Annotated in this window: 23 protein-coding genes and 1 tRNA gene; 14 read left to right on the top strand and 10 right to left on the bottom strand. The window is 69.4% G+C overall.

Translation table 11 applies throughout. From position 1 onward, the window contains the following. Positions 1-57: 57 nt before the first annotated feature. Positions 58-1,998, bottom strand: coding sequence for an oligopeptide:H+ symporter (locus tag VGE03_RS02935; protein ID WP_331044977.1), 1,941 nt, complete (start codon positions 1,996-1,998; stop codon positions 58-60). 162 nt (positions 1,999-2,160) lie between these two features. Here VGE03_RS02935 and VGE03_RS02930 point away from each other — a divergent pair, with 162 nt between their 5' ends. The 10 genes from VGE03_RS02930 (at position 2,161) to VGE03_RS02885 (ending at position 8,833) form a co-directional block, all read left to right on the top strand. Then, positions 2,161-3,102, top strand: coding sequence for a hypothetical protein (locus tag VGE03_RS02930; protein WP_331044976.1), 942 nt, complete (start codon positions 2,161-2,163; stop codon positions 3,100-3,102). A gap of 39 nt (positions 3,103-3,141) precedes the next feature. Then, positions 3,142-4,347, top strand: a complete 1,206-nt coding sequence (locus VGE03_RS02925) for an isoaspartyl peptidase/L-asparaginase (RefSeq protein WP_331044975.1) — start codon at positions 3,142-3,144, stop codon at positions 4,345-4,347. Next, a complete protein-coding gene (locus VGE03_RS02920; protein WP_331044974.1) occupies positions 4,344-4,709 on the top strand; it encodes a cupin domain-containing protein in 366 nt (121 codons plus the stop codon). The genes VGE03_RS02925 and VGE03_RS02920 overlap by 4 nt, the downstream gene beginning before the upstream one ends. Further along, on the top strand, positions 4,706-5,164 hold the full coding sequence (locus tag VGE03_RS02915) for an isoprenylcysteine carboxylmethyltransferase family protein (RefSeq protein WP_331044973.1): 459 nt from the start codon (positions 4,706-4,708) through the stop codon (positions 5,162-5,164). Before VGE03_RS02920 ends, VGE03_RS02915 begins: the two co-directional genes overlap by 4 nt. Continuing rightward, the gene (locus VGE03_RS02910) at positions 5,155-5,421 is read left to right on the top strand and encodes a hypothetical protein (RefSeq protein ID WP_331044972.1); all 267 of its coding nucleotides are present in this window, start codon (positions 5,155-5,157) and stop codon (positions 5,419-5,421) included. The genes VGE03_RS02915 and VGE03_RS02910 overlap by 10 nt, the downstream gene beginning before the upstream one ends. An 83-nt stretch (positions 5,422-5,504) precedes the next feature. Then, on the top strand, positions 5,505-6,257 hold the full coding sequence (locus VGE03_RS02905) for a hypothetical protein (RefSeq protein WP_331044971.1): 753 nt from the start codon (positions 5,505-5,507) through the stop codon (positions 6,255-6,257). 58 nt (positions 6,258-6,315) lie between these two features. Then, on the top strand, positions 6,316-7,329 hold the full coding sequence (locus tag VGE03_RS02900) for a fumarylacetoacetate hydrolase family protein (protein ID WP_331044970.1): 1,014 nt from the start codon (positions 6,316-6,318) through the stop codon (positions 7,327-7,329). A gap of 79 nt (positions 7,330-7,408) precedes the next feature. Beyond that, positions 7,409-7,942, top strand: coding sequence for a DUF1453 domain-containing protein (locus VGE03_RS02895; protein WP_331044969.1), 534 nt, complete (start codon positions 7,409-7,411; stop codon positions 7,940-7,942). 2 nt (positions 7,943-7,944) lie between these two features. Beyond that, on the top strand, positions 7,945-8,709 hold the full coding sequence (locus tag VGE03_RS02890; RefSeq protein WP_331044968.1) for a hypothetical protein: 765 nt from the start codon (positions 7,945-7,947) through the stop codon (positions 8,707-8,709). 39 nt (positions 8,710-8,748) lie between these two features. Next, a tRNA-Leu gene (locus VGE03_RS02885) sits at positions 8,749-8,833 on the top strand. A 24-nt stretch (positions 8,834-8,857) separates the two neighbouring features. On the opposite strand, the gene VGE03_RS02880 is transcribed toward VGE03_RS02885, so the two are convergent. The 7 genes from VGE03_RS02880 to cyoA are packed head-to-tail and all read right to left on the bottom strand — an operon-like array spanning position 8,858 to position 15,629. After that, positions 8,858-9,391: a response regulator transcription factor gene (locus tag VGE03_RS02880; protein ID WP_331044967.1), complete on the bottom strand. Its 534-nt coding sequence runs from the start codon at positions 9,389-9,391 to the stop codon at positions 8,858-8,860. Beyond that, positions 9,391-10,665, bottom strand: coding sequence for an ATP-binding protein (locus VGE03_RS02875; RefSeq protein ID WP_331044966.1), 1,275 nt, complete (start codon positions 10,663-10,665; stop codon positions 9,391-9,393). The genes VGE03_RS02880 and VGE03_RS02875 overlap by 1 nt, the downstream gene beginning before the upstream one ends. Further along, complete coding sequence (locus tag VGE03_RS02870; RefSeq protein ID WP_331044965.1) at positions 10,662-11,357, bottom strand: SURF1 family protein; 696 nt, start codon at positions 11,355-11,357, stop codon at positions 10,662-10,664. Before VGE03_RS02870 ends, VGE03_RS02875 begins: the two co-directional genes overlap by 4 nt. 45 nt (positions 11,358-11,402) lie before the next feature. Continuing rightward, positions 11,403-11,783, bottom strand: a complete 381-nt coding sequence (cyoD, locus tag VGE03_RS02865; protein ID WP_331044964.1) for a cytochrome o ubiquinol oxidase subunit IV — start codon at positions 11,781-11,783, stop codon at positions 11,403-11,405. Beyond that, on the bottom strand, positions 11,780-12,403 hold the full coding sequence (gene cyoC / locus VGE03_RS02860) for a cytochrome o ubiquinol oxidase subunit III (protein WP_331044963.1): 624 nt from the start codon (positions 12,401-12,403) through the stop codon (positions 11,780-11,782). The genes cyoD and cyoC overlap by 4 nt, the downstream gene beginning before the upstream one ends. 2 nt (positions 12,404-12,405) lie before the next feature. Then, positions 12,406-14,442, bottom strand: coding sequence for a cytochrome o ubiquinol oxidase subunit I (gene cyoB, locus VGE03_RS02855; RefSeq protein ID WP_331044962.1), 2,037 nt, complete (start codon positions 14,440-14,442; stop codon positions 12,406-12,408). Beyond that, on the bottom strand, positions 14,442-15,629 hold the full coding sequence (gene cyoA / locus VGE03_RS02850; protein WP_331044961.1) for a ubiquinol oxidase subunit II: 1,188 nt from the start codon (positions 15,627-15,629) through the stop codon (positions 14,442-14,444). Before cyoA ends, cyoB begins: the two co-directional genes overlap by 1 nt. Positions 15,630-15,786: 157 nt before the next feature. Between cyoA and VGE03_RS02845 the strand changes: the two genes are divergently transcribed. Genes VGE03_RS02845 through VGE03_RS02835 form a run of 3 tightly spaced genes read left to right on the top strand, consistent with a single transcriptional unit; the run spans position 15,787 to position 18,175 of the window. After that, a complete protein-coding gene (locus tag VGE03_RS02845) occupies positions 15,787-17,157 on the top strand; it encodes an MFS transporter (protein ID WP_331044960.1) in 1,371 nt (456 codons plus the stop codon). Beyond that, positions 17,154-17,609 carry a copper chaperone PCu(A)C gene (locus tag VGE03_RS02840; protein WP_331044959.1) on the top strand — a complete coding sequence of 152 codons (456 nt, stop codon included), beginning with the start codon at positions 17,154-17,156 and terminating at the stop codon, positions 17,607-17,609. The genes VGE03_RS02845 and VGE03_RS02840 overlap by 4 nt, the downstream gene beginning before the upstream one ends. Beyond that, positions 17,609-18,175 (top strand): SCO family protein, encoded by a 567-nt coding sequence (locus VGE03_RS02835; RefSeq protein WP_331044958.1) that lies wholly within the window; start codon positions 17,609-17,611, stop codon positions 18,173-18,175. Before VGE03_RS02840 ends, VGE03_RS02835 begins: the two co-directional genes overlap by 1 nt. Before the next feature lie 3 nt (positions 18,176-18,178). On the opposite strand, the gene VGE03_RS02830 is transcribed toward VGE03_RS02835, so the two are convergent. Then, positions 18,179-19,819 carry a family 43 glycosylhydrolase gene (locus VGE03_RS02830; RefSeq protein ID WP_331044957.1) on the bottom strand — a complete coding sequence of 547 codons (1,641 nt, stop codon included), beginning with the start codon at positions 19,817-19,819 and terminating at the stop codon, positions 18,179-18,181. A gap of 61 nt (positions 19,820-19,880) precedes the next feature. Next, positions 19,881-20,228, bottom strand: a complete 348-nt coding sequence (gene arsC / locus VGE03_RS02825) for an arsenate reductase (glutaredoxin) (RefSeq protein WP_331044956.1) — start codon at positions 20,226-20,228, stop codon at positions 19,881-19,883. An 80-nt stretch (positions 20,229-20,308) separates the two neighbouring features. Between arsC and VGE03_RS02820 the strand changes: the two genes are divergently transcribed. Continuing rightward, positions 20,309-21,565, top strand: a complete 1,257-nt coding sequence (locus VGE03_RS02820; protein WP_331044955.1) for a multidrug effflux MFS transporter — start codon at positions 20,309-20,311, stop codon at positions 21,563-21,565. The last annotated feature ends 39 nt before the right edge of the window (positions 21,566-21,604 follow it).

The following is a 21,604-nucleotide window of genomic DNA, read 5'->3' as shown; positions in this document are numbered from 1 at the left end:
AAGAAAAGAGCGGAGCCTTGCGGCTCCGCTCTTCCCGTTTCAGCGATGGTCCGCCGCTCAGTGGCCCGTGGTGGTGGCCGACGGGTTGGCGACGTTGCCGTCCTCGCGACCGGCGTCCGACAGGGCCGGGCCGGGGTGGGCGTCGGGGTCGTTCACCCCGTTCGACCACTTCGAGATGACGAAGCTGATCAGGATGAAGAAGACGCCGATGCCGACGCCCCACAGACCGATCTGGTTGAAGGTGTCCAGCGACGACTGCAGCGCGGCTTCCGGATTGGTCACCTGGCCGCCGACGGTCTCGGTGCCGACCCGCTTGGCGATCTCGCCGCCGATGAAGTGGGCGATCGACGAGGCCATGAACCACACCGCCATCATGAAGCTGACGATCGAGGGGACCGACAGCTTGGTGATTTCGGACAGGCCCACCGGCGACAGGAACAGCTCACCCGTCGTGTGCAGCATGTAGAGCAGGCCCAGCAGCACCAGCGGGGTGCGGAAGGCGTCGTCCACCATGCCCGAGTTGGCGCCCCACACCACGACCAGGAAGCCGAGGCCGACCTGGATGATGCCGAGGCCGAACTTGACCACCGGGTTCGGGTCCATCTTGCGCTTGCCCAGGAAGGCCCAGAGGGCCGCGAACACCGGGGCGAAGATCAGGATGTAGCCGGCGTTGAACGACTGGGTCTGGGCGGCGGTGATCGAGGTGTCGATCCACAGGCCCGTGGTCGACAGGCCCGCGGCGGCCATCTGCGCCGGGGTGCCGTACGGGATGCCGAACAGGGTGCCGGCCGAGGCGGTGACCGACAGGTCGACGTTCCGGTCAGCGAACAGGTTCAGCGACGAACCGGCCTGTTCGAACAGGGTGAAGAACACCGCCGAACCGAAGATCAGCACCATGGCCAGCATCATCCGCTCGCGGGCGACCTTGTCCTTGCCGATCTTGAAGATGATGAACCAGGTGATGAAGGCCAGCGCCGCGACGGTCGAGAGCAGCAGGCCCTGACCGACGAGGGCGTGGTTCGGCACCACGAAGAACAGCAGGCCGACGCCGACGAAGCCCAGCAGGTAGATGATGATCTCGCGGTTCAGGAAGCCGGCGACCGGCTTCTTGATCAGCTCGGGATAGGGGCTCTCGCCCTTGCCCTGCAGCAGCGGCTTGCCGAGCCAGAAGACCAGCAGGCCGAGGGCCATACCGATGCCGGCGAGGCCGAAGCCCCAGCCCCAGCCGAAGTTCTGGCCGAGGTAACCGCAGAGGACGGCGGCCCAGAAGGCCCCCAGGTTGATGCCGTAGTAGTACAGGGTGAAGCCGGAATCCCGGCGCGGATCGCCTTGCGGATACAGCTGGCCCACCAGGGTCGAGATGTTCGGCTTCAGGAAGCCGACGCCCATGATGATCAGCGACAGGGCCAGGAAGAACCAGTTTTCGCCGGTCGACTTGACCACATCCACCTTCAGCGAGCCCGGAGCGGCGGTCGCCAGCGGCGAACCGGCCGGAGCCGAGGCCACGGTGATGCTGCCGTTCTCACCGGTCGCATAGTCATAGCCCTGACCGTCCACGACGACCTGGCCGACCTTCTGCTCGCCGCGATCGACGATCTGGACCGGATAGGACTGGCCGCCGACATTGACGACCTGACGGGCCGGGCTGCCTTCGAAGGCCATCAGGCCGTGGCCCATGACCAGCAGGATGGCGCCGAACATGATCGCCTTGCGGGTGCCGATGTAACGGTCGGCGACGATGCCGCCGATCAGCGGCAGCAGGTACACCAGCGAGCCGTAGGTGCCGTACTGGCCCGAGGCCGTATCGTCCGGGAACAGGAAGTGCTGGGTCAGATAGAAGATGAGCAGGCCGCGCATGCCGTAGAACGAGAACCGTTCCCACATCTCGGCGAAGAAGCAGATGATCAGCCCGCGGGGGTGCCCCTTGAGGATCTGAAGAAGCACGGGAATGCCCGTGGCGAGGGTGATGATCACCCCCAGCAAGATGACGATATTCATTCTTACCCTTTGGCTTGCGGGGTGCGATGCCCGTTTGATGCAGGCGCGCGCATGCGCCCCGCCTCCCCTGACGAAGGCGCGATAGGACCACCGGGCGACGGGGTTTACAAGCCGTAACCCCATGTGAGACCCGACGGCGACGTCGCAGGAGCCGATTCCCGGATGCTGACCCGCCGCATGACCTTGGCTCTCGGGAGCGCCGCCGCGCTGGCCCCTTCGGGCTGCGCGCGTCCGCCTTCGCACGCGCGGGACGTCATCGCCGCGGGGCAGCCCGCGGCGGTGCTGATCTGGGCCGTCGCGCGGGAGCGGCTGGCGGGATGGCCGGTGAAGCCCCATCCGGACTGCCTGACCGGGCTCAGCGCGTCGGCGGCCGCCCTGCCCGAACTGGGCCGCCTGTCCGGCCCCGGCCGCAAGGCCGACACCGCGGCCCTGTCGACCCTGCATCCGAGGCTGATCCTCGACTACGGCGACACCCGCCCCGACGTGGTCGAGACCGGGCGCGAGGCCAGCGCCCAGCTGGGCGTGCCCTGGGCCCTGATCGACGGCGCCCTGACCCGAATTCCCGAGGCCTTCCGTCAGGCCGGCCGCCTGCTGGACGAGGCCGCGCGCGGCGAGTCGCTGGCGGAGGACGCCGAGGGTGTTCTCGCGGAATGGCGGGCGTCCGGGCCGGGACCGAGCTTCTATTACGCGCGCGGCGCCGACGGCCTGAAGACCGGCTTCCGCAGCGCCCTGGCCACCGAGGTGCTGGAGGGCGCGGGCTGGACCAATGTCGCCGTCGGCGGCGAGGGCATCGGCCCGACCACGCTGGAGCAGGTGGCGGACTGGGACCCGGAGGTTCTCGTCACCCTGAACGCGGACTTCGCCCACGCCGTCCGCGGGGACATCCGCTGGCGGACACGCCGCAACGGCGCCCGGCGCAGATTGCTGCTGCTGCCCGACCGGCCCTTCGGCTGGATCGACCGGCCGCCGTCGGTCAACCGCCTGCTGGGCTGCGCCTGGCTGGCGCATCCGGATGACGGCCCCACCGCGCGGCTGGCCCTGCTGAGCCGCCGCCTCTACGGCATGGCTCCGGCGGAGATCCAGATGCCGAAGTGGCTGATCTGACCGCTTGAGTTCGGGGCTCCGCTGGTCGAGGTTGCGGCCATGAACCGTCACGCCCTCGCGCTCGCCGCCGCCGTCCTCGCCCTCATCGCCACGCCGGTCGCGGCGCAGGAGGAGGATCCGCCGCGCTGGTCGCTGGCCATCCACGGCGGCGCCGGGGTGATCGAGCGCGACAGCCTGACCCCGGAACAGGACGCCGCCTACCGCGCCGCCCTGCACCGCGCCCTGCAGGCCGGTCAGGCCATCCTGGCCGAGGGCGGCTCGGCCATGGACGCCGTGCAGGCGGCGATCCAGATCATGGAGGACGACCCGCTGTTCAACGCCGGGCGCGGCGCCGTCTTCACCGCCGAGGGCCGCAACGAGCTGGACGCGGCAATCATGGACGGCTCGACCCTGCACGCCGGATCGGTCGCGGGCCTGACCACCACCCGCCACCCCATCGCCGCCGCCCGCGCGGTGATGGAGCAGTCGCCCCACGTCATGCTGATCGGCGCAGGGGCCGATTCATTTGCCGCCTCGATCGGGCTGGAGCAGGTGGACCCCAGCTTCTTCTTCACCGAGCGCCGCTGGCAGGGGCTGGAGCGCGAGCTGCGCCGCCAGAACCTGCCCGTCCCGCCGCGCCCCGCCGGCGCCGCGCCGGGCGCCATGGCCAACCTGCCCGCCCCGCCCCTGAACGAGCGCAAATTCGGCACCGTCGGCGCGGTGGCGCTGGACCAGCAGGGCCGACTGGCCGCCGGCACCTCCACCGGCGGCATGACCGCCAAGCGCTGGGGCCGCGTCGGCGACGTGCCGGTCATCGGCGCCGGCACCTACGCCTCCAACGCCGACGGCTGCGCGGTCTCGGCGACGGGCTCGGGCGAGTATTTCATCCGGGCGACGGTGGCGCGGGATATCTGTGCACGCTTCGCCGAAAGCCGGGCCGCTGCGGATCGACGGAATGCTGAGTCCGAGCGTCTGGGGTGGGTGCAGGTCCAGCCGGGCGAGCCTGGGATGATGGACGAAGTGACGATCTACGAGCGGGTCTTCCCGGCGCTGGGCCAGTATCAGGCCGACGCCGAGATCGCCGAGGTCGGGAGACTTGGCGGCGAAGGCGGCGTGATTGTCATGAACCCGGAAGGCGAGCCCGCCTTCTCCATGAACACCTCCGGCATGTACCGTGGCTTCGTCTCCAGCACCGCGTCCGCACAGGTCGCGATCTATGCCGACGAATGGCAGAGCGAAGACGCGCAGGAGGAGCCGGAGGAATGACCGCCGCCGTCGACCTGACCGAAAAGTTCGCCGCCTTCTCCGACCACTGGCGGCCCCGCATCGCCGCCCAGCTGAACGGGCAGGACGTGCGGCTGGTGAAGGTGCAGGGCGTCTTCCCCTGGCACAGCCATGCCGACGCCGACGAGATGTTCCTGGTCTGGAAGGGCCGGTTCCGGGTCGAGTTCCGCGACCGGATCGTCAGCCTGGATCCCGGCCAGTTCATCGTCGTCCCGCGCGGGATCGAGCATCGCACCGCCGCCGACGAGGAGGCCGAGGTGATGATCTTCGAGCCGTCCGAGGTCATCAACACCGGCGATGCCCCGGCGTCCGAGTTCACCGCGCCGTCGGGACAGACCGTATGACCGGACCGGTCCGTTTTCCGCCGCCCCTGATCTACGTCGGCTTCCTCCTGCTCGGCTGGGGCCTGACATTCGTCGTCGCCGATCCGGGCGTCGGCGTGGGCTGGGATGTGCGCCGCTACATCGCCTTCGCCCTCATCATCGGCGGCGTGCTGCTGGACGGGGCGGCGATGGAGAGCTTCCGCCGCAAGGGCACGCCCGCCGAGCCGTGGAAGGAGCCGGTCGCGCTCGAGACCGGCGGCGTCTTCCGCGTCAGCCGCAATCCGATCTACCTCGGCTTCGCCCTGGCCTACGCGGGGATCGCCGTCTGGATCGACAGCCTGATCGCCCTGGCCCTGCTGATCCCCTGCATGGTGGTCATCGACCGGTTTGTGGTCCTGCGCGAGGAGCGCTATCTCGCCGCCCGGTTCGGCGCCGCCTGGGACGCCTATCGATCGAAGGTGCGCCGATGGCTGTGAGCGATGACGAACTGTCCGAGATGGCCATCGAGGAGCTGGACGCCGCCTGCGCCCTGCCCTGGCCGGACATGAAGGCCGTCACCCCGTGGGGCGACACCTTCGAGGGCGTCGCCCCCTCGGGCCGCGACGTCGAGGTCGAGCGCCGCTACCTCTGGGCCCACCAGCCCGAAGGTGCCATCTGCGTCGAGGTCGAGGTGCGCCTGATCGGCGGCCGCGAGGGCGCCGAAGCCAAGGCCCTGATCCATCCGCCCGGCTGAATCCGCACCGCCGTTAACCTTTTCCCGTTGCCAAGCGGGACGGTCCGCGCAGAATGCCGTTCGGTCATTCAGCGGGAGCCTTCATGTCCTACGGCGCAGACTTCCCCACGGCCGATCCGGCCAACGCCCCGCTCGACGCCCCGATCTATTTCGGCGCGGACCCGGTGCTGTGGGGCGCGCTGATCCTGCTGCTGCTCGCCGCCGGCCTGCTGGGCTGGTTCCTGGGCTCGCGCTCGGGGCCCAAGGGCGGCGACGGGTCGGACAGCATCTGGAAGGCGATCGACGGCGCGGCCAAGGACGCCATGAAGGCCGACGACAGCGCGCTGAAGAGCCGGGCCGAGCACCTGCTGTCCGTGGTCGACAAGCGGCTGGGCAAGACGCTGGCGCTGGCCGGAGGCAAGGACGGCCTGTCGGCCTGTGTCGCCGCCCTGCGCGGCGCGGTCGACGGCAAGCTCAAGGACAAGCCGAAGGACGACAAGCACGACGCCCATCCGCCCAAGGCCGACCACGGCAAGGGTCATGACGACAAGCATGGCGACGACCACGGGCACGACGGCCACGGCCCGACCTCCAGCGTCGGCGCGGCGGCGGCCAACATCACCATCAACGTCGCCCCGTCCGCGGCCCACCCCGAAAAACCGGGCCACGATCACCACCCTCCCGAGCCCGCGCCCCGCAAGGAGATGACGGTCCGCGAACAGACCGACGCCCTGCGTCTCGCCGTCGCCGCCTTCAACGAGCACTGGCGGCACAGGGACGACCGCGTCCGCGCGCTTCGGGCGGCGCTGGCCGAGCTGTCCGGCGGCGACGGCGGCCCCGGTCTGAGCCACGACTGATCCGCCACCGACGCGGCGCCCGGTTTCCCCCCGCGAGGAAACCGGCTAGGCCTGCGGCATGAAACTCGCCTCGCTCAAGCATGGCCGTGACGGCCGCCTCGTCGTCGTCTCCAGCGACCTCGCCTGGTTCACCGACGCCTTCCTGATCGCCCCCACGCTGCAAGCGGCGCTGGACAACTGGGACCGGGTCGAACCCGACCTGCGCGCCCTGGCCGAAAGCCTCGAGCACGGCGGCGTGCCGCGCGGCCGCTTCCACGAACGGGAAGCCGCCAGCCCCCTGCCCCGCGCCTATCAGTGGGCCGACGGCTCGGCCTATGTGAACCACGTCGAACTGGTCCGTAAGGCGCGCGGCGCCGAGATGCCGGAAAGCTTCTGGACCGATCCGCTCATGTACCAGGGCGGCTCGGACGGCTTCCTGAACCCGCGTGATTCGATCCCGCTGGCCGACGAAAGCTGGGGCTGCGACCTCGAGGCCGAGATCGTTGTCGTCACCGGCGACGTGCCCCAGGGCGTGACCCGCGAGGAGGCGCTGAGCCACATCCGTCTGGTCGGCCTCGTCAACGACGTCAGCCTGCGCAACCTGATCCCGGCCGAGCTGTCCAAGGGCTTCGGCTTCGTCCAGTCCAAGCCGGCCAGCGCCCTGTCGCCGGTCCTCGTCACCCCGGACGCCCTCGGCAACCGCTGGCAAGACGGCAAGCTGCATGGCGAGTTGTCAGTCCAGCTGAATGGCGAGGATTTCGGCAAGGCCGACGCCGGGGTCGACATGACCTTCGACTTCGGGACCCTGATCGCCCACCTGGCCAAGACCCGCGCCCTGTGCGCCGGCACGGTCATCGGCTCGGGCACGGTGTCGAACCGCGACGCCGACGGCGGCCCGGGCAAGCCGGTCAGCGAAGGCGGTCTGGGCTACAGTTGCATCGCCGAGGTCCGCACCGTCGAGACCCTCCTGCGCGGCAAGCCGGAGACCGGCTTCCTCAGGCACGGCGACACCGTCCGAATCGAGATGCTGGACGAGAAGCACCACTCCATCTTCGGCGCCATCGAACAGACCGTGGCCCCGACCGGCGGCTGATCCGGCTTTACGCGCGCCGCGGGACGGATAATCTCCGCCCGTCCGCCGTCGCTTCCGGCGCGCGGACGGGGGAAGTCCGGTGTCTCAAGAACAACTTATTCCGCTGATCGTGATCGCGGTCGTGATCCCGCTCGTGCTGCTGCGCAACCGCAGGCCGCGCACCCTGCGGCCCGAGTTCCTGTGGGTCTCTCCGCTGATCGTGGTGCTGGCCATCGGCGGCGGCCTGTTCGCCATCAACGCGAGCGGCAAGGGCGCCCTGCCCGCCGATCCCCTGTCGCTCGTCATCCTCGCCGTCGGCATCGCCCTGGGCGCCGCCTTCGGCTGGCAGCGGGGCCGGATGACCACCATCCACAAGGAGGCCGACGGCGTGCTGAAGGCCCAGGCCTCGCCCATCGGCCTGATTATCGTCATCGGGGTCCTGCTGGCTCGCCGCGCGCTCCAGCCCTGGCTGGAGGTCCACGCCGCCGACTGGCACGTCAATCCGCTGGCCATCATCGAGGCCTTCATGCTGTTCGCCGCCGCCATGGTCGTGACCCAGCGCGTCGAGATGTTCATCCGCGCCCGCAACATCCGCCATGGCGGCACGGACGCCCACGTCAAGGTCGAGGCCTGATCATGCGTCTGTTCGTCTCCGCCCTCGCCCTCCTCGCCGCCTCCGGCCCCACCCTCGCGCAGGACCCGGCCGAGGACTGGGACCTGACCGTCAACGCCGAGCGTCAGCTGACGCTGGCCACCCTCGATTTCGGCGACAACATCCTGGCCCTGCGCTGTCAGGCCGGGACGCTGGACCTGCTGCTGACCGGCGTCCCGGTCTCGACCGGCGCCCTGCGCACCGCGCGCGTCACCATCGGCGCCGTCGCCAATGAGGAGCAGGTCTGGGCCGCCCGTCCGGGCCAGCCGGTCATCGGCGCCGACGAGCCCGCCCGTCTCGCGCGCCAGCTGCGCGCCGGCGGCGACCTGGACCTGCGCCTCCAGCCCGAGCCCGGGACCGAGGGCGTGCGCCGCTATCGCCTGACCGCCCCGGCCTCCGCCGCCGCCGTGGACGCCGTCCTGACCGCATGCGGCGAGCCGCTGGACGAGCCGCGCGACCTGCTGGTCCGGGTGCCGCTGGAGCCGGCGCCCACATGGCTGATCCAGCCGCGCCCGATCTGGCCCGCCGCCGCCACGGCCGGGGAGGGTGCGGTCGAGGTCTCCTGCGTGGTCAGCCCCGACTGGGGGCTGGCGGACTGCCGCGCCGAGGGCGAGGCCCCCGCCGGGCAGGGCTTCGCGGCCGCCGCCCTCGCCTCCACCGCCGCCGCCCGCATCGCGCCGCCCGCCGACGGCACGGATGTACGGGGCCGGATCCTGCGCTTCACCGTGCGCCTGAACCGCCCGTCCTGAGTTGCATTCCCCGGGCCGCCCCTGTAGGCCCGGGTCCAAGCGGGCGTGGTGAAACTGGTAGACGCGCCGGACTCAAAATCCGGTTCCGCAAGGAGTGTCGGTTCGAGCCCGACCGCCCGCACCATCCATCTTCTGTCAGGCCGTCTTCTCAGGTGATCCGGCGCTTCTCGAGCTTCCGGGCCAGGGTGCGGCGGTGCATGCCCAGACGGCGGGCCGTCTCGGAGATGTTGAAGTCCGTCTCGGCCAGCACCTCGTGGATGCGTTCCCACTCCAGCGTCTTGATCGAGGTCGGGCGCACCGTCAGCGGCGTCGAGACGTCCCCGTCCACGCGCGAGAAGGCGGCCTCGATGTCGTCGGTGTTGGACGGCTTGGCCAGGTAGTAGCAGGCGCCCAGCTTGGTCGCCTCGATGGCCGTGGCGATGCTGGCGAAGCCGGTCAGGACCACGATCCGCATCGCCGGGTCATGCGCGTGCAGCAGCCGCACGCATTCCAGCCCCGAGCCGCCGACGACCTTCAGGTCGACCACGGCGAAGCCCGGCGAGAACCCCGTCAGCCGCTCCTCCAGCTCCGGCAGGCCGGTGCAGGTCTCGACCATATAACCGCGCCGCCGGAACGACCGGGCGAGGGTCTCGGCGAAGGCGGCGTCATCCTCGACGATGATCAGGGACGGGGTCTCGCTCATCAGGCGCCTCCGAGGGCCGAAAGGGGCAGGCGCAGGGTCACCACCGCCCCGCCGCCCGCCTGGTTGCCGGCCGAGATGCCGCCGCCCAGCTTGCGCACCACGTTCGACACCAGGAACAGGCCCAGTCCGCCGCCCGGGCGAGCCTTGGTGCTGACGTAGGGCTGGCCGAGGCGTTCCAGGACCGAAGCCTCGAAACCCGGGCCGCTGTCCGACACGGTGATCTCAAGATGCGCCTCGCGCCGTCGGGCGGTCAGGGTGATCCGGTCGGCGGCGGCCTCGAAGGCGTTGTCCAGCAGGTTGGTGACCACCTGTTTCAGCGCGATGTCCGAGACGATCGCCTGATCCGGTTCGAAGGCGTTGTCATAGACCAGATCGACCGGCGTCCTGAGCGCGCGCCAGTCGCCGACCAGTTCGTCAAGGAAGCCGCGCACCGTGGTCTTCACCGTGCCCTCGCCGCGCAGTTCGCCCGAGGACTGCAGGATGCCCGAGACGATCGCCTTGCAGCGCTCCAGCTGCGCCGTCATCGTCTGCAATTCCTCGCGGGCGTCGGCGTCCTTGCGGAACACCTCCAGCCCGCGCCAGTCGTTCAGGATCACCGACAGGGTGGCCAGCGGAGTGCCCAGTTCATGCGCGGCGCCGGCGGCCAGCAGGCCCATGCGCACCACGTGATCCTCCTCCGCCGCCTTCTGCTTCAGCTCCGCCAGCTTCAGGCTGCGCTCGCGCTGGTTGGCGGCGATCCGGGCGAGGAAGAACAGCAGCAGCCCGGCGGTCAGCACGAAGCACAGGAACATGCCCAGCAGGTGCAGGTTCAGGAACTGGCCCTCGCGGTGATGCGGCATGACCAGCGGCTGGTGCACGAAGGCGAGGACGGCGAAGGCGCCCGCCGTCGCGACGGTCAGGGCGGTCGCCCACCGGACCTCCAGCAGCACCGCCCCCAGGATCACCTGCAGCAGGAAGATCGACACGAAGGGATTGGACGCTCCGCCGCTCAGATAGAGCTGCAGCGAGAGCGCCAGCACATCGATCATCAGGCCGATGAACAGCTCCAGCCCCGACACCGGCCGCTCGGACTGGCACCGGATCAAAGACACCAGATTGATCAGCGCCAGCACGCCCAGCACCGCCAGCATCGGACCCAGCGGCAGGGCGATCCCCATCAGGCGATCCACCGCCGTGATCGTCGCCAGCTGGCCGATCACCGCGATCCAGCGCAGCATCACCAGCAGGCGCAGGTTGTCGCGATTGGCCGTCTCGGTGATGGTCGTCCCGCTCATGCCCCGCCCTCCCGCGCGGCGTGGCGCTCCCTGCGCACGCGCCACAGGCCGAACAGCGCCAGCGCGGCGAGGCCGAACCAGGTCAGGGCATAGACCAGATGGTTGTTGGAGAAGCGGATCTGCGTCAGCCCGCCGCGCGGCCAGTCACGTGGCCCGTCGCGTGGCCCGTCGTCGCCGGCGCCGCGCCCGGCGTCGATGAAATAGGGGGCGACGGGCCCGGCCACCCCTTTCGCCCGCGTGATGGCGGCCACGTCGCGGGACCGCCAGCGGTCCGCCGCCGGATCATTGGCGCGCAGGAAGCCGCCGCGCGGCTCGGTCAGGCGCAGCAGACCCCGAACGTCCTGCTCGCCGTCGGGGCGGGACCAGCGGCGGGTCGCGGCGGCGTCCTGCGGAACGAAGCCCCGGTTCACCAGCACGGTGAACCCCCGGTCCGTCCGCAACGGGGTGACCACCCAGTAGCCCGGCCCGATCGCCGTCACCGCCTGCACCAGGACCTCGCGGTCGTGGGCGAACACGCCCCGGGCGCGCACGGCCTGATACGCGCGGGCGCCCGCCTCGCGATCCTCCGGCGCGGGGGCCGTGACCGGCGCGGCGTGCGCGCGCGCATCGGTCTGCGCGATCAGGTCCAGCTTCCACTGCAGCCGCTGCACCTGCCAGACGCCAAGGCCGCCGAAGAGAACGGCCAGCCCCACGCACAGCGCCGCGAGCCAACGTCCCTTAGCGGCCAAGGCCGGACCTCACTGTTGCAGGGCTTCCATGTCGTGGGTCTGCATCATGTTGCTGTCGAGGTGGTGCATGACCCACAGCGACCCCGAGATCACGATCACCAGAATGATGAGGGTGAACAGGAAGGCCAGCAGGTTCCAGCCGCCTTCCGACTTGGGATGCAGGTGCAGGAAGTAGATGATCTGCACCACGATCTGGATGATCGCGAAGCTCACGATCACGCCCATGGTGGCGGCGGGCGACACGGCCCCGGTCATCACCAGGGCGAACGGGATGATCGTCAGGACCGCCGAGATGATGAAGCCGGTCAGGTAGCTGCGATAGCTGCCGTGATCGTGGCCGTCGTCGTGGTGGTCATCGTGATGATGGTGGTGATCGTCGTGGGCGCTCATCGCACCATCCCCAGCAGATAGACAAAGCTGAACACCCCGATCCAGACCAGATCGAGGAAGTGCCAGAACAGCGACAGGCACATCAGGCGGCGGCGGTTGGCCGGGATCAGCCCCTTCAGGCTGACCTGCACCATCAGCGTCACCAGCCAGATCAGGCCGAAGGTCACGTGCAGGCCGTGGGTGCCGACCAGGGTGAAGAAGGCCGACAGGAAGGCGCTGCGCTGGGGCGTCGCGCCCAGATGGATCAGGTGGTGGAACTCATACAGCTCGATGCCCAGGAAGACCGCGCCGAACAGGCCCGTCACCGCCAGCCAGATCAGGGTCTGGGCCTTCTTGCCCTTGAACATCGCCAGCATGGCGAAGCCGTAGGTGATCGAGGAGAACAGCAGCATGGCCGTGTTCACCGCGACCAGCTCCAGGTCGAACAGATCCTTCGGACCCGGCCCCGCCGCGTAGGAGGTGCCGAGCACGCCGAAGGTGGCGAACAGGATGGCGAAGATGAGCAGGTCGCTCATCAGGTAGAGCCAGAAGCCCAGCAGGGTGCTGTGCCCCTCCGGATGATGCGGCTCTTCCTCCGGATGGAAGGCGAAGGGTTCGTTCGATTTCACTGCGGTCGCCATGTTCAGCCCTCCGCCTTGGCCGCGAAGGCCTTGAGGGCGCCGGTCCGGCCGTCCTCGACCGCGCGGACCTCATCGGCCGGGATGTAGTAGTCCCGGTCGTAGTTGAAGGTGTGCCAGATCGCGTAGCCCACGATCGCCATGAAGGAGGCGATGGCCAGCCACCAGATGTACCAGATCATGGCCAGGCCGCAGACCGTCGACAGGCCCGCCAGGATGACGCCCGTGCCGGTGTATCGCGGCATGTGGATGGCCTTGAAGCCCTTGGTCGGCCGCACGTACTTCGCCTGCTTCATGTCGTACCAGGCGTCGCCGTCCCGGATGATCGGGGTGAAGGCGAAATTATAGGCCGGCGGCGGCGACGAGGTCGCCCACTCCAGCGTCCGGCCGTCCCACGGATCGCCCGTCTCGTCGCGCAGCTTGTCGCGGTTCAGGACGCTGACGGCGATCTGGATCAGGAAGGCCAGGATGCCGACGGCGATGATGCAGGCGCCGATGGCCGCGATCACGAACCAGATCTGGTACGACGGATCGTCGAAGGTGCGCAGGCGACGGGTCACGCCCATCAGGCCCAGCACGTACAGCGGCGCGAAGGCGACCCAGAAGCCGACCACCCAGCACCAGAAGCTGACCAGTCCCCACTTCTTGTCCAGCTTGAAGCCGAAGGCCTTCGGGAACCAGAAATTGATCCCCGCGAACAGGCCGAACAGCACGCCGCCGATGATCACATTGTGGAAGTGCGCGACCAGGAACAGGCTGTTGTGCAGGACGAAGTCGGCCGGCGGGACCGCCAGCATGACGCCGGTCATGCCGCCGATCACGAAGGTCAGCATGAAGGCGACCAGCCACATCATCGGCAGCTCGAAGCGGATGCGGCCGCGGTACATGGTGAAGAGCCAGTTGAAGATCTTCGCCCCTGTCGGGATCGAGATGATCATGGTGGTGATCCCGAAGAACGAGTTCACCGAGGCGCCCGAGCCCATCGTGAAGAAGTGGTGCAGCCACACCAGGTACGACAGGATGGTGATGACCACCGTGGCGTAGACCATCGAGGTGTAGCCGAACAGGCGCTTGCCCGAGAAGGTCGAGGCGACCTCCGAGAAGACGCCGAACAGCGGCAGGATCAGGATGTAGACCTCGGGGTGACCCCAGATCCAGATCAGGTTCACGTACATCATCGGGTTGCCCCCGAGATCCGTGGTGAAGAAGTTGGTGCCCAGGTAGCGGTCGGCCGTCAGCAGGGCCAGCACCGCGGTCAGCACCGGGAAGGACGCCACGATCAGGATGTTCGAGCAGAGGCTGGTCCAGGTGAAGACCGGCATCTTCATCAGGCCCATTCCCGGGGCGCGCATCTTGATGATGGTCGCGATCAGGTTGATGCCGGACAGGGTCGTCCCGACCCCCGCGATCTGCAGGGCCCAGATGTAGTAGTCGACCCCGACGCCCGGGCTGTATCCGATCCCCGACAGCGGCGGATAGGCCAGCCAGCCGGTGCGCGCGAACTCGCCGACGAACAGCGAGGCCATCACGATCACCGCGCCCGCCGTGGTCATCCAGAAGCTGAAATTGTTCAGGAACGGGAAGGACACGTCGCGCGCGCCGATCTGCAGCGGCACGACGTAGTTCATCAGCCCGGTGATGAAGGGCATGGCCACGAAGAAGATCATGATCACGCCGTGGGCGGTGAAGATCTGGTCGTAGTGGTGGGCGTTCAGATAGCCCTCGGACCCGCCGAAGGCGATGGCCTGCTGGAGGCGCATCATGATCGCGTCGGCGAAGCCGCGCAGCAGCATGACCGTGCCCAGGATCATGTACATGATCCCGATCTTCTTGTGGTCGACGGTGGTGAACCACTCCTTCCAGAGATAGCCCCACAGCCTGTAGCGGGTGATCACGGCGAACAGGCCGAGGCCGCCGAGCACGACGACGGCGAAGGTGCCCAGAACGATCGGGTCCTTCGGGAGCGCGGCCCAGGTCAGGCGTCCCAGAAGCGGGGAAATCTCGACGAAGGCGGACGGGTCGGACGAAGTCAGGTGAGCCATCAGGAGGCGGTATCCAGGGCGGCGGCGCGGGGGGTCGGCGTCGCGGTAGCGGAAGACGGATTACGGGGCAGGCCGGCGCCGCGCAGGCGCTCCAGCGAGCGCGGCGGGGCCAGCAGGCTTTCACGGGCCAGTTCGGACCGGGCCATGGCCGCGTCGCGGGCCTCGTCCGCGGTGCAGACCTGCATGACGTAGCCGGCGGCGTCGCCGCCCAGAACGGACGGACGGGCGCGGCTGTAGGCGTCGGCGCCCGGCGGCAGGGTGTTGCGGATGCTCTGCAGGCCCGCGCCGCCCTGACGGTTGAGCGCGGTCATCTCGCTCATGCACATCTTGCCCGGCTCGACGCAGCGGCCGACCACGGCGTCCCACAGCAGGGGATCGACGCGGCCGTAGCGGATCGGGGCGACGTGCTCGCTGGGCCGGGCCAGCGCAAGATAGGAGCCCCGGTCCAGATTCAGGCCCGAGCCGCGCGACTGCGCGATCCAGGCGTCGAAGGCCGCCGGCTCCAGGCCGTGGAAGTCGAACTTCATCCCCGAGAAGCCGTCGCCCGAATAGTTGGCCGAGAAGCCGCGGTACTCGCCCGGGGCGTTGATCACGGCGTGCAGCTTCGATTCCATGCCGGGCATGGCGTAGATCTGGCCCGCCAGCGCCGGGATGTAGAAGGAGTTCATCACCGACGACGAGGTCAGGGTGAAACGGATCGGCCGGTCGACCGGCGCGGCCAGCTCATTGACCGAGGCGACACCGTACTCCGGGTAGATGAACAGCCATTTCCAGTCGAGCGCGACGACCTGCACCTCCATCGGCCGCACCTCGGCGGTGACGGGGCGGTCGTGGTTGATCCGGTCCAGCGAGCGGTAAGGGTCCAGCAGGTGGGTGCCCGTCCAGGTGATCGCGCCCAGGCAGATGATGATCAGCAGCGGCGCGGCCCAGATGACCAGCTCCAGATGGGTCGAGTGGTCCCACTCCGGCTCGTACCGGGCGTCCTTGTTCGAGGCGCGGTACTTCCAGGCGAAGAAGATCGTCAGCGCCATCACCGGCACGATGATCACCAGCATCAGGATGACCGACACCACCAGCAGGTCGCGCTGCTGCGCGGCAATGTGGCCGGCGGGATCGAGGACGACAGCCTGGCATCCGGACAGCAGGAGTCCGGTCAGGCAGAGACTGATAAACGCTAGCGGGCGCAAGACCGTGAACTCTCCGCAAGGGGCCTTCGGGAGGAGCGAAGGCCGCGGCTCGTTAGAAAGGGACGCAGCGTCTGGACATTGGACAATCTGTCCAATCCCCTCAGAACGTTGTACCTGTGAAAGGGGCGCGCTGAAAACACAGGATTACGTCCCGTCCATGTCCGCCAAGGCCGAACTGCCCAATTCCGAAGACCTGGAACATGACGCCGGGCAGCTCCACGGGCGCGTCGACGCCGGTGAGATCGCGGTCGGGGTGATCATCGGCCGCACCTCCGAGTTCTTCGACTTCTTCGTCTACGCCATCGCCTCCGTGGTGGTGTTCCCGCGCCTGATCTTCCCGCATCTCGATCCGGTCAGCGGCATGCTGTGGTCGTTCGGCCTGTTCGCCCTGGCCTTCCTGGCCCGCCCGATCGGCACCGCCCTGTTCATCGCCATCGACCGCCGCTTCGGCCGCGCGACGCGCCTGACGACGGCCCTGCTGCTGCTCGGCACCTCGACCGTGGCCGTCGCCTTCGTGCCCGGCCATGCGCAGCTGGGCGTCTGGGCCGCGGTGGTGCTGGGCCTGTTCCGCATCGGCCAGGGCGTGGCCCTGGGCGGCGCCTGGGACGGCCTGCCCTCCCTGCTGGCGCTAAGCGCGCCCGAGAACCGCAAGGGCTGGTACGCCATGGTGCCCCAGCTGGGCGCCCCGATCGGCCTGCTGGTCGCCTCGGCCCTGTTCGCCTATCTGCTGACCGTCCTGTCGGCCGACGACTTCCTCGACTGGGGCTGGCGCTATCCCTTCTTCTGCGCCTTCGCGATCAACGTCGTGGCCCTGTTCGCCCGCCTGCGCATCGTCGTGACCCCGACCTTCCAGGAGCTGTTCGAAAGCCGCGACCTGCAGCCCACCCCGGTCTTCCAGGCCATCCGCGCCGAGGGTCCGCGCATCGTCATCGGCGCCTTCGCCCCGCTGGCCAGCTTCGCCATGTTCCACATGGTCACCGTCTTCCCCCTGTCGTGGGTCTTCCTGTTCACCGAGGAGGCGCCCAGCCGCTTCCTGATGATCGAGATGGTCGGCGCCGTAGCCGGGGTCTTCGCCATCATGGCCTCGGGCGTGCTGGCCGACCGCTTCGGCCGCCGCGCCGTCCTGGCCGCCACCGCCGCCGCCATCGCCGCCTTCAGCGGCTTCGCGCCCCAGCTGCTGGACGCCGGTCCGATGGGCGAGCTGGTCTTCATGGTCTCGGGCTTCATCCTGCTGGGCCTCGCCTTCGGTCAGGCCTCGGGCGCCGTGGCCAACAGCTTCGCCACCCGCCACCGCTACACCGGCTCGGCCCTGACCTCGGACCTGGCCTGGCTGTTCGGCGCCGGCTTCGCCCCGGCCGCGGCCCTGCTGCTGTCGGTGCACGGCGGCCTGATCGCCTCGGGCGCCTATCTGCTGTCGGGTGCGGTGATCACCCTGATCGCCCTTTGGCTGAACCGGACCCTCGGCCAGGGCCGTCTGCCGGAAGGCAAGCGCGCCGCCGCCGCGACCGCGTCGGACGACGCCGCATGACACGTCTGATCCTCGTGTCCGCCGCCCTGCTGGGGCTGGCGGCCTGCGGTCGTGCGGAGCCTGTCGCCCCGGTCGTGCAGGCGGCGGACGCCTGGTGCCGTCCGTCGCCGAACGGGGCCCGGGTCGGCGCCTGCTACGTCACCCTGACCGCCTCGACGGATGACCGCTTCACGGCCTTCTCAACTCCGGCCGCCGGTCGTCCGGAGATCCACACCATGTCGACCGAGGGCGGCGTCATGCGCATGCGCGCCCTGCCCGAGGGTCTGGCCCTCCCCGCCGGCGAGGCCGTCGCCCTGCGTCCCGGCGCCGAGCACCTGATGCTGATCGACCTGGCCGCCCCGTTGACCGAGGGGGCGACTGTCCCCCTGACGCTGAGCTTCGAGGCCGCGCCGGCGATCACGGTCCAGGCCGCCGTCCGGGCCCCCGCTCCCGCCCACGGCGCGGGCCACTGATGGTCCGGCGCGGGGTCCTGGCCCTGCTGGCCGCCCTCAGCCTGACCGCCTGCGGTTCGCCGACCGTGACCGGTCCGAAGGCCGACATCGGCGGCCCCTTCCGACTGGTCGACACCCGTGGCCGCACGGTCACCGAGGCCGACCTGCTGGGCAAGCCGTCCGCCGTCTTCTTCGGCTTCACCTACTGTCCCGAGGTCTGCCCGACGACCTTGGGCGAGCTGACCGCCGCCCTGGCCGCCCTGGGCCCGGACGCCGACCGGCTGAACGTCGTCTTCATCTCGGTCGACCCGGAGCGCGACACGCCGGAGGAACTGGCCCGCTACCTGTCGAATTTCGACCCGCGCATCCGCGGCCTGACCGGCAGCCCCGAGGCCGTGGCGAAGACCGCCTCCGCCTATCGCGCCTACTATCGCAAGGTCCCGACCGAAGACGGCGGCTACACCATCGACCACTCGTCGATGCTCTATCTGTTCGACAGCCGGGGCGGCTTCGTCGAGCCGGTCAGCTACGGCGAGTCCGTCCAGGTGGTCGCCGACCACCTGCGCCGCCTGGTCCGCAACGGCTGAGCCTCAGCCCTCGCCCGTCAGCGCCCGGTAGCGGAAGTCCGTCAGCCGGACCCGCCCCTCGCCCGCCGCATAGACCCCGACCCGGAGCGCCAGGAAGCCGCCGAAGACGTTGTGGTGCAGGCCCGAGACCTCCATACGCATCTCGTTCCGCACCCAGCTCGCCCCCTCGTCGGACGAGGTGAACCAGGTCACCACATTGTCGATGTTCCGGACCTTCAGGCGCAGGCGCCGACGGTCGTTCGCCCCGCGCATCCAGCTCAGCTCCTCGGAGAACTGGAAGGTCTTGAGCGTCGTCGGGGTGAAGCCAATCCCGACGAAGGCCCTGGGATTGTAGAACAGCACCAGACCGCCCTCGGCCTCGCCCTCCAGCTCCAGCACGATCTCGGCCTCATAGGCCGGGTCCCCGACCACGCACAGCAGGGGCGCCGAGTCCGCCGGCGAGCTCCCCTGCCCGCGCAACAGAAGCCCGGTCCCGTCATAGCGGGCGCGATCCGCCGCCTCCGGGTCTTCGGTGTGGAAGGCCCACTGCACCCCCAGCCGGTCCCGGCTGAAGTCATCCGACAGGGCAGGCGTCGACGGGCCGGCGCGGCCGCCGCGCGGCGCCGTCAGCGGCTGTGACAGGTCTCCGCCCAGCGCCCGGAACCAGCCGTCGTCCGTCCACTCGATCGGCTCCAGCAGGGTCTGGCGGCCCAACGTCCGCAGCCCGTTTTCATAGCCGTGATAGACCATCCACCAGTCGCCGGCCGGACCCTCGACCAAGGTCGCATGGCCGCGCGACCACCACGGCTCGGCGGCGTCCGACGTGCGCACCAGCGGATTGTGCGGACAGTGTTCCCACGGGCCGTGGATCGACCGTGACCGGGCCGCGATGACCATGTGTCCGGTGGGCGGCCCCGCCGTCCCGCCGACGGCGGTGACCAGATAGAACCAGTCGTTCCGGCGCAGCAGCTTGGGCCCTTCCGGCGCGAAATTCTCGACCACCCAGTCGTCCGGATACCGCCACGGCGCATAGGCGTGCTCCAGCGTCCCGTCGGTCGCCAGGCCATCGTCCGTCAGCCGGATCTTGCGGATGCCGTTGGTGAACAGATAGCGCCGCCCGTCCTCGCCGACGATGTGGCCCGGGTCGATGCAGCCGTGGATGTTCAGGTCGATCGGCTCGCTCCACGGGCCGCGGATGTCGTCGGCCCAGATGACGAAGATCGACCAGCCCTCCTTCTTCGGATCGGCCGGGATGTAGATGAAGTAGCGGTCTCCGTGCTTGACCAGATCGACCGCCCAGATGACCCCCAAGTAGGTGTGCAGGGCGGGCCCGACCGGCGCCCAGTTCACCAGATCGGTCGAGTGCCAGATGACCAGTCCCGGGTAGGACAGGAAGGACGAGAAGGTCATGTAGTAGTCGTCCCCGTCCTTCAGGATCGTGGGGTCGGGATGGTCCCCGGGAACGACGGGATTGCGGAACAGGCCGTTGCCCAGGTCCGCCTTGCGCTGCCCCTCCGCGCCGACGCCCCAGCGGGGGCCGTTCGGCGGCGGCGCACCGGCGGCGGCGCTCTCGGGACGCGCGACGACCGGCGCGGCCAGCGCCCCGGTCGGCAGGGCGGCGGCGGCCACGGCGGCCTTGAACAGACTACGGCGAGGAAGGGTCACGGGCGGCTCCAGACAGCAGCCGCACCGTCGATGTTAGCGCTAACTTCGTCAAGGCGGCGACCTACAGGACGTCGAGCACCTTCTCCTTCGGACGCGCCAGCACCACGCCCTTCGGCGTGCGCACGAACGGCCGCTCGACCAGGATCGGGTGCTCCAGCATGGCCGCGAGGATGGTCTCGTCCGACGTGCCCGGGTTCAGCAGGCCCAGCCCCTCGGCGACGTCGCCCCGGGTCCGCATCGCTTCGCGCGGCGTCAGCCCCGCCCCGGCCAGCAGGGCCGTCAGCCCCTCGGCGGTCCAGCCGGTCTTCAGGTACTCGACCACCTCGGGCTCATGCCCGGCGTCGCGGATCATCTGCAGGACGTTGCGCGAGGTGCCGCAGTTCGGATTGTGGAAGATGGTGATGCTCATTCGGCGGTTTATAGCCGTCCCACGCATCTTTTCACGGCCTTGCGGTTGCGATTGTCGCACCTTGACCGCATCTGGCCCGGATGACCTCCCCCACGCCCGACGTCGCCCCCGCCCACAAGGGACCGGGCTTCCCCGAATTCGTCTGCCTGATCGCCTGCCTGATGGCGCTGAACGCGCTGGCGATCGATTCCATGCTTCCGGCCCTGCCCGACATCGGCAACGCGCTGGGCGTGCTGCGCGAGAACGACCGCCAGTGGATCATCACCGCCTATCTGCTGGGCTTCGGCGTGGCCCAGATCATCTACGGCCCCCTCGCTGACCGTTTCGGCCGCAAGCCCATCCTGATGATCGGGGTCGGCCTGTACGCCGTCTTCGCCCTGATGGCGGCGCTGGCGCCGACGTTCGAACTGCTCATCGCCGCCCGCGTCGGCTGCGGCGTCGGCGCGGCCTCGCTGCGGGTGCTCGCCGTCTCCATCGTGCGCGACCGCTACGAGGGCCGTACCATGGCGCGGGTCATGTCGCTCAGCTTCCTGGTCTTCCTCGGCGTGCCGATCATCGCCCCCAGCCTGGGCGCCGCCATCCTGCACGTCGCCCCCTGGCCGTGGATCTTCGGTGTTCTGGCCGCGGCCAGCCTGCTGGTCATGGCCTGGGCCGCGATCCGCCTGCCGGAAACCCTGCATCCGGAGGATCGCCTGCCGATCCAGCCGAGCCGGATCATCGCGGCCTTCCGCGAGGCCCTGACCGAGCGCCAGTCGCTGGGCTACACCCTGGCCATGACGGCCATCACCGGCGCCCTGTTCGGCTTCCTGAACTCGTCGCAGTCGATCTTCGAGCACGTCTTCCACGCCGCCGACCTGTTCCCGCTGGTCTTCGCCGCCGTCGCCGGGGGGATCGCCGCCGCCAGCCTGCTGAACGCCACCTTCGTCGAACGCTTCGGCAGCCGCCTGATCTCCCACGCCGCCCTGATCGGCTTCATCAGCGTCGCGGGCATCCACGCCACGGTCTCCGCCCTGGGCTACGAGACCATCTGGGTCTTCGGCGTCCTGCAGGGCCTGACCATGTTCTGCTTCGGCTTCATCGCCGGCAATTTCGGCGCGATGGCCATGGAGAAGATGGGCCACATCGCCGGTACGGCCAGCTCGGCCCAGGGCTTCCTGTCGACCACCTTCGGCTCGATCGCCGGCTTCACCATCGGCCAGCAGTTCGCGGGCACGGCCACGCCGATGCTGGTGGGCTTCACCCTGATGGGCCTGCTGGCCCTGACCTTCGTCCTGATCGCCGAGCGGGGGCAGCTGTTCCGCTCCCGCCACACGGCGCCGAAGACGCAGGCCCCTTGATCTTTTCACCGTGGCGGGGCGTTGTCCCGCCACGTGTTG

The organism is Brevundimonas sp. (assembly GCF_036400995.1).
GTDB lineage: Bacteria > Pseudomonadota > Alphaproteobacteria > Caulobacterales > Caulobacteraceae > Brevundimonas.
The sequence above is the reverse complement of the archived record's forward strand: the minus strand, read 5'-3'. Positions and strand labels throughout refer to the sequence as shown.